Annotated in this window: 20 protein-coding genes; 8 read left to right on the top strand and 12 right to left on the bottom strand. The window is 34.3% G+C overall.

What is annotated here, in order from left to right; translation table 11 throughout:
* Window positions 1-9: 9 nt before the first annotated feature.
* Complete coding sequence (locus tag ACFE0M_RS07545; protein ID WP_434545142.1) at window positions 10-747, bottom strand: electron transfer flavoprotein subunit beta/FixA family protein; 738 nt, start codon at window positions 745-747, stop codon at window positions 10-12.
* Window positions 748-880: 133 nt separating this feature from the next.
* Between ACFE0M_RS07545 and ACFE0M_RS07550 the strand changes: the two genes are divergently transcribed.
* On the top strand, window positions 881-1,201 hold the full coding sequence (locus ACFE0M_RS07550; RefSeq protein ID WP_434545143.1) for a tetratricopeptide repeat protein: 321 nt from the start codon (window positions 881-883) through the stop codon (window positions 1,199-1,201).
* Window positions 1,202-1,462: 261 nt separating this feature from the next.
* On the opposite strand, the gene ACFE0M_RS07555 is transcribed toward ACFE0M_RS07550, so the two are convergent.
* The 4 genes from ACFE0M_RS07555 to ACFE0M_RS07570 form a co-directional block, all read right to left on the bottom strand.
* A complete protein-coding gene (locus ACFE0M_RS07555) occupies window positions 1,463-2,104 on the bottom strand; it encodes a hypothetical protein (protein WP_434545144.1) in 642 nt (213 codons plus the stop codon).
* Window positions 2,105-2,316: 212 nt separating this feature from the next.
* A complete protein-coding gene (locus ACFE0M_RS07560) occupies window positions 2,317-3,444 on the bottom strand; it encodes a 6-bladed beta-propeller (protein ID WP_434545145.1) in 1,128 nt (375 codons plus the stop codon).
* A 75-nt stretch (window positions 3,445-3,519) separates the two neighbouring features.
* Entirely contained in the window at window positions 3,520-3,732 is a 213-nt protein-coding gene (locus tag ACFE0M_RS07565) for a hypothetical protein (RefSeq protein ID WP_434545146.1), read from the bottom strand.
* Window positions 3,733-3,797: 65 nt separating this feature from the next.
* Window positions 3,798-4,898, bottom strand: coding sequence for a Fic family protein (locus ACFE0M_RS07570; RefSeq protein WP_434545147.1), 1,101 nt, complete (start codon window positions 4,896-4,898; stop codon window positions 3,798-3,800).
* Between the two features lie 261 nt (window positions 4,899-5,159).
* Between ACFE0M_RS07570 and ACFE0M_RS07575 the strand changes: the two genes are divergently transcribed.
* Entirely contained in the window at window positions 5,160-5,705 is a 546-nt protein-coding gene (locus ACFE0M_RS07575; RefSeq protein ID WP_434545148.1) for a carboxymuconolactone decarboxylase family protein, read from the top strand.
* A 46-nt stretch (window positions 5,706-5,751) separates the two neighbouring features.
* Here ACFE0M_RS07575 and ACFE0M_RS07580 read toward each other — a convergent pair whose 3' ends face one another.
* From ACFE0M_RS07580 to ACFE0M_RS07610, 7 genes are all read right to left on the bottom strand, one after another.
* The gene (locus tag ACFE0M_RS07580) at window positions 5,752-6,879 is read right to left on the bottom strand and encodes a hypothetical protein (protein ID WP_434545149.1); all 1,128 of its coding nucleotides are present in this window, start codon (window positions 6,877-6,879) and stop codon (window positions 5,752-5,754) included.
* Window positions 6,880-6,907: 28 nt separating this feature from the next.
* Window positions 6,908-7,375 (bottom strand): hypothetical protein, encoded by a 468-nt coding sequence (locus tag ACFE0M_RS07585; RefSeq protein ID WP_434545150.1) that lies wholly within the window; start codon window positions 7,373-7,375, stop codon window positions 6,908-6,910.
* Between the two features lie 14 nt (window positions 7,376-7,389).
* Window positions 7,390-7,839, bottom strand: coding sequence for a hypothetical protein (locus tag ACFE0M_RS07590; protein ID WP_434545151.1), 450 nt, complete (start codon window positions 7,837-7,839; stop codon window positions 7,390-7,392).
* Between the two features lie 32 nt (window positions 7,840-7,871).
* Complete coding sequence (locus ACFE0M_RS07595) at window positions 7,872-8,414, bottom strand: RNA polymerase sigma factor (protein ID WP_434545152.1); 543 nt, start codon at window positions 8,412-8,414, stop codon at window positions 7,872-7,874.
* A gap of 118 nt (window positions 8,415-8,532) precedes the next feature.
* Window positions 8,533-9,393, bottom strand: a complete 861-nt coding sequence (locus tag ACFE0M_RS07600) for a hypothetical protein (RefSeq protein WP_434545153.1) — start codon at window positions 9,391-9,393, stop codon at window positions 8,533-8,535.
* An 86-nt stretch (window positions 9,394-9,479) separates the two neighbouring features.
* Window positions 9,480-9,842, bottom strand: coding sequence for a hypothetical protein (locus ACFE0M_RS07605; protein WP_434545154.1), 363 nt, complete (start codon window positions 9,840-9,842; stop codon window positions 9,480-9,482).
* Window positions 9,842-10,333, bottom strand: a complete 492-nt coding sequence (locus tag ACFE0M_RS07610; RefSeq protein WP_434545155.1) for a hypothetical protein — start codon at window positions 10,331-10,333, stop codon at window positions 9,842-9,844. Before ACFE0M_RS07610 ends, ACFE0M_RS07605 begins: the two co-directional genes overlap by 1 nt.
* A 129-nt stretch (window positions 10,334-10,462) precedes the next feature.
* Here ACFE0M_RS07610 and ACFE0M_RS07615 point away from each other — a divergent pair, with 129 nt between their 5' ends.
* The 6 genes from ACFE0M_RS07615 (at window position 10,463) to ACFE0M_RS07640 (ending at window position 15,453) form a co-directional block, all read left to right on the top strand.
* A complete protein-coding gene (locus ACFE0M_RS07615; protein WP_434545156.1) occupies window positions 10,463-11,170 on the top strand; it encodes a Crp/Fnr family transcriptional regulator in 708 nt (235 codons plus the stop codon).
* A 109-nt stretch (window positions 11,171-11,279) separates the two neighbouring features.
* Entirely contained in the window at window positions 11,280-11,840 is a 561-nt protein-coding gene (locus ACFE0M_RS07620) for a peroxidase-related enzyme (protein WP_434545157.1), read from the top strand.
* Window positions 11,841-11,859: 19 nt separating this feature from the next.
* Complete coding sequence (locus ACFE0M_RS07625) at window positions 11,860-13,227, top strand: FAD-containing oxidoreductase (protein ID WP_434545158.1); 1,368 nt, start codon at window positions 11,860-11,862, stop codon at window positions 13,225-13,227.
* 90 nt (window positions 13,228-13,317) lie between these two features.
* The gene (locus ACFE0M_RS07630) at window positions 13,318-14,064 is read left to right on the top strand and encodes a flavodoxin family protein (RefSeq protein ID WP_434545159.1); all 747 of its coding nucleotides are present in this window, start codon (window positions 13,318-13,320) and stop codon (window positions 14,062-14,064) included.
* 203 nt (window positions 14,065-14,267) lie between these two features.
* Entirely contained in the window at window positions 14,268-14,888 is a 621-nt protein-coding gene (locus ACFE0M_RS07635; protein WP_434545160.1) for a peroxiredoxin-like family protein, read from the top strand.
* A gap of 1 nt (window position 14,889) precedes the next feature.
* Window positions 14,890-15,453, top strand: a complete 564-nt coding sequence (locus ACFE0M_RS07640) for a redoxin domain-containing protein (protein WP_434545161.1) — start codon at window positions 14,890-14,892, stop codon at window positions 15,451-15,453.
* The last annotated feature ends 231 nt before the right edge of the window (window positions 15,454-15,684 follow it).

A 15,684-nucleotide genomic window follows, 5' to 3' on the forward strand; every position in this document is an offset into this window, starting at 1 on the left:
AACCCGCTATTAAATAACTTTTGCCTCGTTTTTCAACAATTTCACCAACTCTTCTACATTGTCGGCATCAATCATTTTCACCTCACCTTTTGCAGGTGGCAGTTCGTATTGCTGTAGTTTAACCGCTTCAGTTGCATCAGAAGGTGCCACTACATCTAATTTTTTGCTTCTTGCTGACATAATTCCTCTCATATTAGGAATTTTCCACTCTGCAATCGGTTCTTGACAGCCTGCAATAAAGGGTAATTCTAATTCTAAATATTCTTTACCGCCTTCGATTTCACGCGCCATTTTAGCTGTATTACCTTCGATATCCAACTGCATCACAGGAGAAATAGCCGGCAAACCTAATAATTCACCCACCATTCCGTGCACCATACCACCATTGAAGTCAATTGATTCCCTTCCCATCATGATGAGATCATAACCGGCATCTTTTGCATGATTGGCAATTTGCTCAGCTACAAAGAATGAATCCGTAGGCTCAGCATCTATTCTGATCGCATCATCAGCTCCAATAGCCAAAGCCTTTCTTATGGTAGGTTCTGTTTCAGAAGTTCCAACATTTAATACTGTCACTGTTCCGCCAGTTGCTTCTTTTAATTCAACGGCTCTTGCCAAAGCGTAGTCATCATAAGGCCCGATGATAAATTGAACCCCGTCTGAATTAAATTTTGTATTATCATCCTTAAAGGAAATCTTTGCCGTTGTATCCGGCACATGCGTTATGCAAACTAATATTTTCATAAAATATATAGAGTTTTTGGTTCCTTGCCTAAAACACTTTTTGTTGAAGACAATTTGAAGATTTATAAAGTATAACTGATATTAAAGCCCGAAGTTAACTATAATTGAAAAAAATAAAAATTGAATCCGACTAATGAATGAAGATAGAATAGCCCAACTTCAAAAATTTAGGGAAGAATCTCCTGATGATCCCTTTTTACTCTATGCTTTGGCAACAGAATACAAAGAAAAAGCCCCTCAAAAAGCCAAGGAACTTTTCGATGAACTCTTAGAGAAACATGAAAATTACATAGGAACCTATTATCATGCCGCTGCTTTGTATGCGGATTTTTTTGATAGAGATAAAGCGGATGAAATTTATCAAAAAGGAATAGCGCTTGCTCAAAAGAATGGAGAACACCATGCATTGCGGGAATTGCAGAATGCTTATACGAATTTTCAGTTTGAAGAATAGATTTTAGATGCTAGGACCAAGATTCAAGTCTCGCTAACTTATGCTGCGCCCTCTTTCAGGTGTTTTCACCTGAAAATTTACATGAGGTAAAATCAGCCAAAATAGCGGTTCTTTAGGTGAAAACACCTAAATAGGGGATATAATTATTAAAACCTGAAAGATTATTATGCTATAAAAAAATTGACTGAATTGTTTAATTCACGAGATCCATAGCAAATACGCTAAATTTAATGCAGGTTAAGAAATAAAAAAACAATATTTTTAAAAGTCATAAGCCACTGAAAAAAAAGCCGATCTACTTTTTACTTTGACATCACCTGTTGTACCTATAATACCGATATGATAGAAATCATTTAATCCAACAAAAACATCTAATCCGATACTGAAATTACTTATCACTTTCTGAGCAATGCCGATAGTTAACCCAATTTCAGTATCAGAAGCAAGTAAATTTCTACTATGTGGCTTATCAGGACCATATCGCCTTAATAATAAGCCTGTACTCACAGACCTATCACCTCTCAATAAATACCTTAGTGTGATCGGAAATTCAAACGCTAAATGCCTGGTTGTTGCTGTTTCATCTAAAAATGGGAGCCATGACCCTTTACCATACCAATAGATGTCATCCACCATAGGTGATTGACTTTTAGCTCGAAAAAAAAGGTTTATTCCTGACTGTAGTTGAAACCTATTGCTAATTACATTCCTTGAGACACAAAACCCTAAACGAGTAACCATTGAAGGGTAATCTTCTGTTTCAAATCCTGTAACGGCAAATTTATTTATCCCTGCTCCTACAATGGCACTGAGGTTATAGGTTTTGTTCTGCTCACTTTCAATTTGAGAATAAATAAAACACGTAGAGTACAAATAAAATGTAATAAATAGTATAAGCTTCATAGTTTTTTGTAGCCAGACAATTTTAACTAAAACCTTCTTGATGAAAGATTATTGTGTTATTATTAATAATTTAACTCTTCCCATTTATCCTCTACGTCTCTGGATACCGATTCTAAATTTATCTGAGTAAATTCAATGGTTGTACAGTTCCATTTCGTTGCACTTCTTGCGACAAATAAGGGCTCTAATCGTTGCAAATCGAATTGAAAATTTTATTTCATTTTCATTAGCATCAATATATTATTTTCATCAACATCTAAACCTTCTAATTCAGAGCAACCGTTTTCTTTTAATTGTGAAACCTGATTTGCATTAATAGCAAAAACCAAATTATCTTCATAAGTGGCGACAGGTAGTGAAAAAAACGAAAAACATAGGTTGTTTGACTCCCATGATTGTCTCATATTCCTCGCTATAGCATTATTTGATTGATCGTAAAAGCTGAAATACTCATTCATACCCAATGCAAACTTGAAAAAAAGTAAATCCTCAAAGCCATAAAAGCCTGTTAAATTCCAAGCCAATTCGTTTGAAAAAATATGATTGAGATATAATCCTTGCTCAGGAAAATCATTTTTGCCGAAAAAATCCGTGGGAAACGACTTTTTACCAAAATCAAATTCCAAATTAGGTTTGGAGGGAGTAAGGGATATAGCTTTATTACTGAAAATATCCATGAAATAGGCATTACCTTTCCAATAAAAGAAATTCTCTCCTCTTTGATTAAGGATAAATTCACCTCTTGCTGTATCTAAAGGTATTATATTTTCAATTTCCGTAAGACTTAAATTTGATTTTACAAGTAATCCTATCGGCTCTTCTCCCTTTGAAACCTCCAAGTTGTTAGTATGAAAAAAATAATGACCTTCATGCTTGATAAAATCACTGGCTGGAAACGACATTTTTTTGGTATCAATGTGCTCCCCCTTTTTATTGATTGTAAATATTTTTTGTAAATAGCTGTCGAGTAACTCCACTGACTCATCCTCATTGACAATAAAATCCGATAACTGTAAGTATTGATTAGGAGCCTGACCTTTATTTCTATATTCGTAAACTAAATCACCTGATAAATCATACACATATAAGCCAACCCTTACGTTCTCATCCAAGATGTAAATTTTATCATCGTAGATTTTCATTTTACTGATCTCGCCATAAAAAGTGTCATCGGTTTTTAAATCGATAAATTTAATATCATCTATAAATGAATCAGGATTTTCTGTATTCTCATCATCATTTAGAACTTCAATTATATCAGGTTTTAAAGTTTGATCATCACGCTCTGTTGAACAAGAGGATATTAAAATAGTGGCAAGGAAAATAATAGGGAATCTCATAATAATAATTGCTTTTCAACCAATAAAAAACCAAATGACAAATTTAACATAAATAGTCATTTGGTTTAAATCAACTTATCTTTTAACCAAGCTCCTTTGGGGCTTCTGTTTCGTCACATCGAATTTGATCGGATGCGCCACAGGTTCCTGAACCATAAAGACATCTTTTAACCCAAAAACCACTACTGCATTGATACCATGAAAGTTTAGATGTTTCAATTGGTGGAAATGATGTTTGAGCGTTGATATTCTGCCATTCCCCTCTGATAAAGCTTTAAATATGTTCATGTGTTATTATGATTAAAAATTATTGTAGCGATTTCATAATGAAAATTAGAATAAAATTAATTTTCTTATTTCTTGAGTCGGTAACTCGTGCTTCTTCCCCCCGATTCCTCTTGTTCGAGTATATTTTTATCAATCAGGTCATTAATATCCCTAATAGCAGAATCTTTTGAGCATTTTGCTATTTTTGCCCATTTTGCAGATGTCAACTTTCCTTTAAACCCATCTAATATTTTATTAAGCAATTTTTTCTGTCTTTCATTAAATTTTATTTCAGCATGTTTTTTCCAAAAATCAGCTTTAAATAAAATATCACTCAGAATCTCCTCGCTAGATTTTAAAGCATTTATCAAACAATTTAAAAACCAGACCATCCATTCTGTAATGTCTAAATTGCCTTTCTGAGTTTTCTCAAGAATTTCATAATATTCTTTTCTTTCAATTCTAATCTGAGCAGACATACTATAAAACCGCTGTTCACTTTTATCGGATTGAGCTAAAATCATGTCAGTTATTGCTCTCGCAATTCGCCCGTTTCCATCTTCAAATGGGTGAATAGTAATAAACCACAAATGTGCGATAGCAGCCTTCATTACAAAATCATTTTTTTTATCATTATTTAACCAATCAAGAAATTTAATCATTTCCCTTTCAACATATTTTGCATCAGGAGCCTGGAAATGTACTTTCTCTCTTCCCATACTTCCTGAAACCATCTGCATTGGACCTGTTGTATCTTTTCTCCAATCTGCTATGGTTATTTTCCAAATCCCGCTCCTACCAGTTGGAAATAATGCTGCATGCCAATCAAATAATCGTTCAGAATTTAAGGGCTCATGATATTTTTGGGTTGCATCAAGCATTATCTCCACAACTCCATCAACATTTCTATCAGATTCTACTGCTCCTGCAAACTCCAATCCTAATTTACGTGCTACGGATGACCGAACTTGCTCTGGATTTAAGATCTCCCCTTCGATTTCAGAAGATTTCAAAACATCCAAAGTGATAGTATCTAGAAAAGCTTTATTTCTTAATTCAAAGCCAAGAGAATCCATTTTCCCAAACAACCTCCCCTGTAAATTTCTAGCCTCACTGAGAAGTCCTAAAAACTTCTCAGTTTTCCATTTGAATTTTGGCCACTCATCCAGTTGATAAATATAACTCATTATTCATTGCATTTATTGCAACGAATATACAGCTATTCGTTGCAAATAAAAACTATTCGTTGCAAATTTTGCGACAAAAAGACGCTTAATCGTTGCAAATCGAATTAAAAAATTTAAATCCAGGCTTAAAAACAGACTACGCTTCAATAGAGCGATTTAATTAAGTCAAACCCACGACATTTATATGTATCAACATGTATTTTACTCAACTTGAAATAGTGGCTTCAGTTTAAAGTCCCTAAATCTAAAAATTATAAAACAATGAGTAATTTAAAAGTAACAAAACCGGAAGAAGCAAATCCAATATCAAAAGGGATATTTGAAGGTATGAAAAAGCAAATGGGCATGGTGCCTAATGTTTATGCAGCAATTGGCAATTCAGGGCCGGCATTGAAAGCTGTTATGGCCATACAAGAAAATTTAGGTGAAGGTGAATTTGATGGTAAAGAGCAAGAAACCATTGCTTTATCCGTAGCAGAGGCTAATGCTTGTGATTATTGTTTATCGGCTCACACTGCAGTGGGTAAAATGAAAGGTCTAACAGAAGACCAAACTATTGCTATTCGAAATGGAAGTATAGAAGATCATAAATTGAAAGCATTGAGCGATTTAGCTAAAGCTATTACGGAGACAAGAGGTTTTCCTGATCAAAAATTGTTCGATGCATTTTTTGATGCAGGATATAACCAAACCGCTTTATCTGAATTGATTGTTTTGGTGGCTTTAAATACCATTACGAACTACACAAATCATATCGCAAAAACTGAAATTGATTTTCCTGTTGCGCCCAATTTGGAAGAGGCGTAATACTATCTCATATAATTCCCAGTAGCAAATTGTTACTGGGATTTTATTACATTCTCCAGAAATCCTCAACTGCATCATAGTTCTTCACCTTAAAAAAGAAATAGCTCAAACTCAGGCTAAAAAATCCATTGTCTTCATATTCTACTGTTTCATTTGGCAAAGCTTGTGGGAAATTATGAGTATAGGTCAACATAAGATTAAATGAATTAAAAGATATAGAAATGGGTAGCTGAACGCTATAATTCATAAGGCCAAAATTATTCTCAAGGGTAATTCTTTTTTCAGCGTATTTATTAACAATGTCCTGGATCTGGTCAGGAGAAAAATTATTTCTCCTCAGGAGTAAAGAAGCGCCAACATATCGTTCTTCATATAGCAGTTTTGTTAAATAAAATTGTTGTCTTCTAGTTAATTGAGGATAATTTCCCAGTTCAATAATTTCAATTAGATCAAAATAGGGATTATCTGATTGCTTCCAATACACAACCTCCGAATTTCCAAATTGAATAGAGGCTCCTGGAAACACCCGAATTCCACTCACAAAACCATCAAATCTCCATTTGTAATTTAATGAAAAGGTGCCATTTATTCGGTGGGCTATGGAATTGCCATACAGTAAACTATAATCTATTCCTACATCAAAATACTTTGGACTGAAATAATTGGAAATATTTACTGCCTTATTAAATGGCTGATTATTTAAGGTATCATTATAAATATAAAAATCATGTGAGGCAGAAAAATTCCAATGGTTAAAAAATGTTTTAAAGTAACCCGCAGACAAAGTGGTAAGGAAATATTTGGGTTCGTAGCCGCTGTTGTAAAGGCCACTTACATCAGCAAAAAAACCTGTTGGATGAAAATAGGAAACACCGGTTGAAAGACCAAACTGAGGCACTTCGCTTTCCCGTCCCGCAGTAGTGATTTCTCCTAAATAGGCTATTCGGCCCATAACAGCATGATAACTTATTTCTTTCTGCAAAAGCATACTATCAACCATTCTAATAAGATCAGCAGTGGAATCTTCTTGGCCAAAAAGTCCCTCTAATTCCATAAAAATTGAATCGAGGGCTTGATTAGTGCTGTCTTTTTGCCCTTGCACATGCAATGGAATAAACAACAAAAGGCATCCCATCACCAATATGGGGTGCCATCCTATATTATTAATTTTCATCAATTAGCTTTTCGATTCATTAACTAATTTAATTATCTCTGAATTTTCTTTCTTGTCTATTTTGAAATCTTTCCTGATTCTCTCTTCTTTCTTTTAGTCTTTCCAACAATAGTCTTTTAAAATCATCTTCGGCTCTTCTGAGTGCAACTAATTGTCTGTTGCTAATCACATTATTCAATCTTTCGGCATATTTCTTTTCAAGCTGAAGTTCTCTTTCTTTGATTTTAAGTCCTAGTTGTAGCAGCTCTTTACTTTCTTTCTCAGTTAATTGTCCTTGATTGTATTGCTTTCTGGCCTGTAAGTATTCCTGTTGCAAGGATCTTCTCTCTTTTGAGAACTCATTGTACAAAGGCCAGAATTTTTCCGCTTCTTCAGGACTCAAATCCAACTTTTGAGTAATGTAGGCTATACGTGCACTTTCAATTTTATCACTTTGACCTTGAAGGTTAAAAGCAAAAAAAATGCAAATTATTGATATGATGTAAAACCTCTTCATATTTTTATTTTTTTCTATAAACTGTAATATTCTAATAAAGCCTCTGCTTCATCATCCTCGAATTGAAAAGACTCTGTTTGATCCTCGGCTTCCTTAATACTAAAATCCTTACTCAAATAAGGGGAAATTTCAGCATAGCTGACATCTGAATATTCTAAATAGGCAATAATTTCTTCATCACTAACTTCAGAAAGTATTTCATCATAGCCAGATTCCATTAAATTATTTTGGTTAGTGAAATACCAAACAATAAGGCTTGATACCAATAAAATTGCAATTGAAGCAGCTACTGCATATAAAGTTCTAAATTGAACTATTTTACCAGAGGATTTAACCTGTTTATCTCCATCAATTCTACTGAAAACATCCTTCTGAAATTGATCGAAATATCCTTCTGGCGCTTTGAAAGCCTTAGACTTTTCAATTTCATTTATATGTTCAATATGTCTTTTTTTATCCTTCATTTGTTATTTAGATGCTATTGACATCAAAAGGTTTAATTTACTTTTAAATAATCTTCAATTTTTTTCACTGCATGATGATAGTTTGCCTTTAAACTCCCTACACTACTTTCCGTTATGGTTGCCATCTCTTCATACTTAAGATCATCAAAATACTTCATATTAAAAACCAACCTTTGTTTATCAGGCAATTGCAAAATCGCTTTTTGTAACAGTTTTTGTATTTCATCGCCATCTATTGTATTTGAATAGGTAATTTTCTGTTCCAAAAACTCGTAATATTGCTGTTCATTTTTGAAACTATTTTTTCTCTTTCTTAGCTGTTGCAAAGCCTCGTTTACCGCTATTTTATAAATCCACGTGTAAAGGGAAGCACTTTCATTAAAAGTATCAATTTTATTCCAAATTTTTATAAAACATTCCTGTAATGCATCATGGGTATCATCATGATCTATTAATATTTTCCTAATGACCAAATATAATCTTTCCTGATATTGATCCATTAACAATTTGAAGGCCGTACGTTTTTCATCTGGACTTTTAAGTGAGGAAACTAATTTCTTTTCTTCAGCCATCATATAACACAAGCAAAATCTTAAAATACTTTTCTAAATTAGACAATTTTAAAAGTACATAAACACATAAAGAGGAAGTATCTTGCTTCCTCTTTATATTTGAGATAAAAATACTGTTTTTTTAACCTTCAATAGTGACCACTCTATTGTTAATGGTTACGGTATAAGACCCATCACAATCTCCATCCCCATAATCAACTATTCTTGTACGCTCTCTATTTCTGAGGCTGAATTTTACTTCTTTTATTCCGGATGTTCTGAGCATACTACCAGACGCCAAACAACTGAAATCCACAATGATGGGTTCCAGAATAGTATGACTCCAGTTTACACCCCTTGTAGATTCCCCGTTTAAAGATCCTGTGATTTGAAATTTATTGGTAGAAGAATCGCCATCAGTCTCTCCCTCAATCCATTCTCTTACACGATTTCCATTCGTTACGAAAGTATTTCCATCAGGAAAGGTTAAGGTATAATCCGTTACTGTATAAGAATTTTGATAATTATCTCTGTCGTTTCTTACAGCCCGTTCAATAAAAATTTCGCCACTGATTTCTACATTATTGACGACATAATTATCGAAAGTAATGGTGCGATCGGAAATATATAATCCGCCTTCATCGGCATAAGTCACGATAACTTTGCCAGAACGTTCTCTTCCATAAGGACCAACACATCCATCCCCGAAATCAATAGTTAAAACCCTATTTACACTATCCATATTGGTTGAATAGCATTTTAAAGAGCGCATGTTTCCAGATGCAATTTCTACTTCAGCTAAATCCGCTATTCCAATTTCCTGATCAGCATTATCTTCCGCTAGCGTAGTGTTTTCTACCAGCTCAATTTCTTGCTCCTCTTCCTCGGCATCAATATTCATTTCATCATCTTGTTGGCAAGCCTGAAGACTTAACAATGCCACAACGATACCCAATAATAAAACAGTGAATTTTCTCATCTTTAATTCTTTTAATGTTTTCATCTTTTTTTGAATTTGTTTATCCCTTTGATGTAGCAGATAAGAAAAGGTTTAATGAGCGTTAAAAATTATTTGCAGTATTTTAAATATTATATCCTCAAATGCTTTTGCCTAATATAAACTCCTTTTACGGCATAAATACATAGTAAAACAATGGATAATCCCAATATCATCACCCCTATCAATAAAAATGTTTGCATCAGATTAGCTTCGGGAAATGTTGCTTTTACTATTCCTGCGGCTAGAAATATTAGCACGCTGACATATTGCATGGCAATGGCTATACTTAATCGCTTCAACTGATTTAATTTAAGGTGTATAATTTCATTGTATCGTTCCTTTTCCTTCTCCAAGTTTACCAACTCTTCATTCAAATTGATCATTTGATTTGAGGTAGATAAAATCAGTAGTGCCACTGCAGGCAAAATCGTTATGGGCAGATACCATTCCATTAGTAGTGAATTGTGTACATCAATCCTAGATTAAATATATTCTCAAAATGGGTAAATCGCTTTTGAGTGTATTCTGCAAAACATCCAAAATTGCGGAAATTCCGATGAATCCCTACCCCAAAAACCAAATTCCAATTATCATGGGTTTCTGTTTCTAAGTTTTCTTTAGTATAATTGGAACCTACCACAGGATAAATCCCCACTAATGGAGTCTCAAAAATGTAATGTAAGACAAAATTGGTCTCGATTATGTTTCCATTCGAAAGCTTGAACCAAGTCATCTCAGGACCAAAACAAATATTTTCTGAGACATTATAATAAAACCGACTGTTCAATCCCAGATGAGAAACTTCATCATTAAAACCAGCTCCCAAAGATACGGTTACTGAATTTTCCCTAAAGAATGTATGATGATCTTCATGTTCTTGGGCTGTTACTTCATTTATAATTGATGTCACTAATAAAAAGACAAATAATATAATATTCTTCATTTACAGCAAATTAAAGTGATCAAACTTAATTATTACTATTACTTCAAATTGTCTGTAAATTGACGTATATTCAATTAAATTGAACTCGAAGTAAATTTCAACGATAATAACACAAACCGAATAGAAAACATGTACAATACATTAGAGACCCCGGATAAGCTTTGGCATATTGACCAGTTTCAAATTCTAAAAGAACTTTCCATGAAGGAGAAAATGAATTTGCAGGAATTGATGTGTATGACTGAATATACTAAAGGTGATGAAGTTTATTTGCCCTCTCAGGATGTGGAAGAAATATATTTTTTAAAAAAGGGGCACATCAAAATTTCTAAAATATATGAAGAGGGACATGAACAGGTACTCGAAGTAATTGGAAAAGGAGAATTATTTGGTAAATATTTGCCGGGCGATGAACTTTCTAATGCCAATGAAAAAGCTGTGGCTTTGGATGATTGCATTCTTTGCTATATGGACACGGAAAAATGGAATAATTTTATCACTACCAATTCAAGCTTTTCTTTAAATGTGCTAAAAATAGTAGGTTTAAAATTCAAGAAATTAGAAAGCCGATTGGAAGATTTACAATTCAAAAATGCAGAAGCAAGAATTGCTACTGTTATTCATAACTTAATTGAGAAGTTTGGCAGGAAAATAGGAGTTGGTTTTGAAACAGAACTTAGACTCAATCTGACACATCAGGATTTGGCTAAACTTTCAGGCACCACAAGACAAACTGTTACCACCTATTTAAGATCATTGGAAAAGGAAAACATAATTTCATACGACAGAAGAAGAATTTTGATTAAGGATAAGGAACGCTTGGAATCTTTACTTTGATTTTAAGCAATCTGTTTATTTTGTCAGTTTCCCTACCTTTTAATTGAGGATTAAAGACTTTCTTTAATTTTAATTTTTTTCAAACTTAATTTTTTAAGCAATAACCCTAATGAGCAGAATTAAAGTAATTGAACCACATGAAGCAGAAGGAAGATTAAAAGAAATCTATAATGATTTAGAAAAATCGCGGGGACAAATTGCCGAGGTTCATAAAATACAGAGCCTTAGGCCTGAGAGCATAGTGAAGCACATGGATTTATACATGGAAATTATGTTTTCAAAATCAGAACTATCCAGGGCAAAAAGAGAGATGATAGCGGTGGTTGTTTCCATGGCTAATGATTGCCGATATTGTGCTTCCCATCATGGAAGTGCTTTAAATCACTACTGGAAAGATGAGCAAAGATTAGAAAAATTAATGACCAATTACAGAAAAGTCGATCTTTCAGATGATGAGATGGCTCTGTGTCATTTTGCAGAAAAGCTTACTAAAGAACCAGGCATTACAAATGAAAAAGATCTAAGCGAGGAATTACGCCATTATGGTTTAAGCGATTCTGCCATTTTAGATGCCACGCTAGTAGTTTCGTATTTCAATTTTGTAAACAGAATGGTTTTAAACCTGGGAGTTGAATTGGAAGAAGATGCAGGCAAAAATTATAAATATTGAACCTTAAAAACGGAGAAACATGAAATTTGATGCTATCATAATAGGAACAGGTCAAGCTGGGCCTTCTTTAGCCAATAGCTTGGCTAATAATGGATACAAAACTGCAGTAATTGAAAAAGGACATTTGGGAGGAACATGCGTTAATGTAGGCTGCACTCCTACCAAAGCCTATGTTGCTTCTGCCAGAAGAGCCTATATAGCATCAAATAGTGAAGATTTGGGGGTTAGCATTGAAGGCAGTATAAAAATTGATCTCAAGAAAATAAAAGCCAGAAAAGATGAGATGATTAAGGATTCTAGAGAAGGGCTTGAAGGCATGTTCACTAATAATGAAAATATAACTCTAATTAGAGGCAAGGCTAGTTTTGTTGACAATAACACAGTTGAGGTTGAAGGAAAAAGATATGAATCGGACAAAATTTACATAAATGTTGGGGGAAGGGCAAGGATACCCGAAGGCTTTGAGAATGTTAATTATTTAACCAATACCTCCATTTTAGAACTGGAAGAAATTCCTAAGCATTTGGTAATTGTAGGCGGAGGCTATATCGGAATGGAGTTTGCTCAAGTTTTCAAGCGTTTTGGCAGTAAAGTGAGCATTCTAGAAAGTGGGGATCAATTACTAAAAAGGGAAGATGACGATATAGCTGAAGAAATTGCAGAAATCCTAAAAGATAGTGGAATTGAAGTATTACTTAACTCTCAATGCATAGAGGCAGAAAAAGATAAAGATGGCATAAAAGTAAATTACAACTGTGAAGTAGGAGAAAAATCTTTAGATGCCTCTCACTTGCTATTGGCTACCGGTAGAATCCCTAATACTGATGATTTGGGATTGGAAAACACGGATATAGAAGTAGATGAAAGAGGATTTATCAAAGTTGATAATGAGCTGAAAACTACATCGGATAATGTCTGGGCCTTAGGCGATTGTAATGGAGAAGGGGCATTTACGCATACTGCCTATAATGATTTTCAAATTGTAAACTCCCACTTATTTGAAGAAAGGAAACGATACCTTTCCGATAGATTTACGTGTTATGCTGCATTTATTGATCCTCCCATTGCACGGGTGGGCATGAATGAAAAGGAAATTAAAGCCAAAGGCATTAAAGCCAAAGTAGCGGTAAGACCAATGAGCAAAATAGCAAGGGCTAAAGAAATGGGTGAAACCAAGGGCAAACTGAAGATTTTTATTGAAAGTGAAAGCAATAAAATTTTAGGGGCAACTTTTCTAGGCACTGGAGCTGATGAATATATTCATACAGTGATAGATCAAATGTATGCTGGTGCACCTTATTCCATTATGAGAGATGCTATTCATATCCACCCTACTATCAGTGAGTTAATTCCTACTATGCTGGAAAATCCTATTGATATCGAATAGAAGAAAAATATCAACATTAAATGTCATTTGTATTACATCCTTTAGCCAAGAATAATAGCAAATTGAAGTTTATAAATTAAAATCAAAAGCATGAAACTCAATAGCTACCAAGAAAAGCTCAATCAAGAAAACAAGACAGATTTTAGTGACTTAAAAGCCGTTTTTATCAATTGTACTTTAAAGAAGTCACCAGAAAAATCTCATACTTCAGGGCTGATAAGCATGTCAGCTGAAATCATGGAGGAAAATGGCATTCATGTGGATATTATTAGAGCCGTTGACCATAAAATTGCGTTTGGGGTTTACCCTGACATGACCGAGCATGGCTGGGATAAAGATGATTGGCCAGCTATTCAAAAGAAGGTGATGGATGCCAATATTTTAGTAATTGGAACCCCAATATGGTTGGGCGAAAAATCCTCCATTGCCACTCAGGTGATTGAAAGACTTTACGGTTTTTCAGGGGAGACCAACGAACATGGACAATATGCCTATTACGGTAGAGTTGGAGGCTGTTTGGTAACTGGAAATGAAGACGGCATCAAACATGTAGCCATGAGTACTTTGTATGGATTACAGCATTTGGGCTATGTAATTCCTCCACAGGCAGATGCAGGCTGGATAGGCGAAGCTGGGCCAGGTGCATCTTATATGGATGAAGGAAGCGGTGGCCCTGAGAATGATTTTACCAATAGAAATACCACTTTCATGACTTGGAATTTAATGCACATGGCAAAAATGCTAAAGGATCAAAAAGGAATTCCAGCTCATGGAAACCAAAGAACTGAGTGGGATGCTTCAACGCATAAGGATCATCCGAACCCTGAGTATAGATAGATTTAATAAGATATAAGAGTAAAGATTTAAGAATCAAGATTTTAGAAAAATCCATTAAGATTAAGGATAGAATCGTGAATTGCTTGTAGGTGAAAACACCTACAACGGGGGTACTTTACAAATAGGCTATCCCCGGTTTTGGTGTTTTCACCAAAACTTTAATGCCTCACACTTTGCTAACAAAAAAATCAAAATTTAAAACCATGAAAAACATATTTTTCAAACCCCTACTAGCTCTCAATTTCTTTATAGCAGCTTTCTCAGTACATGCACAATACAAAAGTGTGGAAGAAGTAAGTGGAAAAGAAGTAGGCGAAAAAGTAAAAAGCTTTTCAGCTATTGATGCTGATGGCAACACATTCAATTTAAAAACTGCCTTAAAAGATGGCCCAGTGGTATTATTGTTTTATCGAGGACAGTGGTGTCCAGTTTGTAATCGGCATATTAGCCAACTACAGGAACAATTAGATAAAATTGAAGCCAAAGGAGCTAAAGTAATAGCGGTTTCTCCTGAAAAGCAGGAAAACCTGCAAAAAACTAAATCAAAAACAGGAGCCGAATTCACTCTGCTGTATGATGAAGATTATAAAATCTGTGAAGATTTTGATGTAGCATTTGTGCCCAAAGAGCAAATGATTGAAGCCTATAACAATCGATTAGGAGCTGATTTGGAAAATGCCCATTCTGATAATTCTCAACGCATTCCGGTTCCGGCAACTTATATAATTGACCAAAAAGGAAAAGTAGTTTGGAGACATTTTGACCGGGATTATAAAGAAAGAGCAAGTGCGGAAGAAATAATGGAGGCTTTAAATAGAATTTAATATGAAATTAAAAGAAGGAGACAGCGTACCAGATTTTATTGCAAAAGATATTTTTGATAGAGATATTATCATGTCCGACTTGAGGGGAAATAAAATATTTCTGGCATTTTTCAGAAATGTAAATTGTCCTTTTTGCAATATGCGGGTTCACCAATTGTCTAAAAAACAAAAAGAACTGACCAAAGCAGGTTTAAAAATGGTTTTCTTTTTTGAAAGCAGTACCCAACACTTGCAAAGGAGCATTTTCCATAAGGAAGTCTCGGAAGTTCCATTAATTGGTGATCCTGAAAAGGAAGTATATAAAAGGTATGGTATTGAATCATCTATTTTCAAAACCATGTCAACTTTCCTACACAAAGGGGCTTTTGCTAAGAAAAAGGAAGGCGAGAAATTCAATGTTCCTGAAGATAAAGAGAAAAATGACGATACTTTAATTCCAGCAGATTTCTTAATTGATGAGAACTGTAAGATCGTAAAAGCCTACTATGGCAAAAACGTAAGCGACCATTTGGATATTAAGGAAATAGAGAAATTTGCGGGAGTTAATAATGGTCAAAGTGTTTAAATTAAACAGTAATTCTTTCAAGTAGTATTTCTAGTTTAGTATAGATTGGTTATCTATAACAATAAGGTCTGACTGGAGAAGTCAGACCTTTTATTCTATTTGACGACACTATCTCAAAAAGTGTGTAACTAAAAATTTTGTAGATAGGGTTAAGATTCATTTAATCTGACCCTATCTTCAAATATAATAAGAAAACTGTTAAGTATTACTCCCCAGTTTCTAATAGGCTGA

The sequence above is a fragment of the Marivirga sp. genome (assembly GCF_051117495.1).
Lineage (GTDB): Bacteria > Bacteroidota > Bacteroidia > Cytophagales > Cyclobacteriaceae > Marivirga.

Bases quoted from the DNA above. Each gene is read 5' to 3' on its own strand.
- ACFE0M_RS07545 (WP_434545142.1), bottom strand. From the start codon at position 747: ATGAAAATATTAGTTTGCATAACGCATGTGCCGGATACAACGGCAAAG.
- ACFE0M_RS07550 (WP_434545143.1), top strand. From the start codon at position 881: ATGAATGAAGATAGAATAGCCCAACTTCAAAAATTTAGGGAAGAATCT.
- ACFE0M_RS07555 (WP_434545144.1), bottom strand. From the start codon at position 2,104: ATGAAGCTTATACTATTTATTACATTTTATTTGTACTCTACGTGTTTT.
- ACFE0M_RS07560 (WP_434545145.1), bottom strand. From the start codon at position 3,444: ATGAGATTCCCTATTATTTTCCTTGCCACTATTTTAATATCCTCTTGT.
- ACFE0M_RS07565 (WP_434545146.1), bottom strand. From the start codon at position 3,732: ATGAACATATTTAAAGCTTTATCAGAGGGGAATGGCAGAATATCAACG.
- ACFE0M_RS07570 (WP_434545147.1), bottom strand. From the start codon at position 4,898: ATGAGTTATATTTATCAACTGGATGAGTGGCCAAAATTCAAATGGAAA.
- ACFE0M_RS07575 (WP_434545148.1), top strand. From the start codon at position 5,160: ATGAGTAATTTAAAAGTAACAAAACCGGAAGAAGCAAATCCAATATCA.
- ACFE0M_RS07580 (WP_434545149.1), bottom strand. From the start codon at position 6,879: ATGAAAATTAATAATATAGGATGGCACCCCATATTGGTGATGGGATGC.
- ACFE0M_RS07585 (WP_434545150.1), bottom strand. From the start codon at position 7,375: ATGAAGAGGTTTTACATCATATCAATAATTTGCATTTTTTTTGCTTTT.
- ACFE0M_RS07590 (WP_434545151.1), bottom strand. From the start codon at position 7,839: ATGAAGGATAAAAAAAGACATATTGAACATATAAATGAAATTGAAAAG.
- ACFE0M_RS07595 (WP_434545152.1), bottom strand. From the start codon at position 8,414: ATGATGGCTGAAGAAAAGAAATTAGTTTCCTCACTTAAAAGTCCAGAT.
- ACFE0M_RS07600 (WP_434545153.1), bottom strand. From the start codon at position 9,393: ATGAAAACATTAAAAGAATTAAAGATGAGAAAATTCACTGTTTTATTA.
- ACFE0M_RS07605 (WP_434545154.1), bottom strand. From the start codon at position 9,842: ATGGAATGGTATCTGCCCATAACGATTTTGCCTGCAGTGGCACTACTG.
- ACFE0M_RS07610 (WP_434545155.1), bottom strand. From the start codon at position 10,333: ATGAAGAATATTATATTATTTGTCTTTTTATTAGTGACATCAATTATA.
- ACFE0M_RS07615 (WP_434545156.1), top strand. From the start codon at position 10,463: ATGTACAATACATTAGAGACCCCGGATAAGCTTTGGCATATTGACCAG.
- ACFE0M_RS07620 (WP_434545157.1), top strand. From the start codon at position 11,280: ATGAGCAGAATTAAAGTAATTGAACCACATGAAGCAGAAGGAAGATTA.
- ACFE0M_RS07625 (WP_434545158.1), top strand. From the start codon at position 11,860: ATGAAATTTGATGCTATCATAATAGGAACAGGTCAAGCTGGGCCTTCT.
- ACFE0M_RS07630 (WP_434545159.1), top strand. From the start codon at position 13,318: ATGAAACTCAATAGCTACCAAGAAAAGCTCAATCAAGAAAACAAGACA.
- ACFE0M_RS07635 (WP_434545160.1), top strand. From the start codon at position 14,268: ATGAAAAACATATTTTTCAAACCCCTACTAGCTCTCAATTTCTTTATA.
- ACFE0M_RS07640 (WP_434545161.1), top strand. From the start codon at position 14,890: ATGAAATTAAAAGAAGGAGACAGCGTACCAGATTTTATTGCAAAAGAT.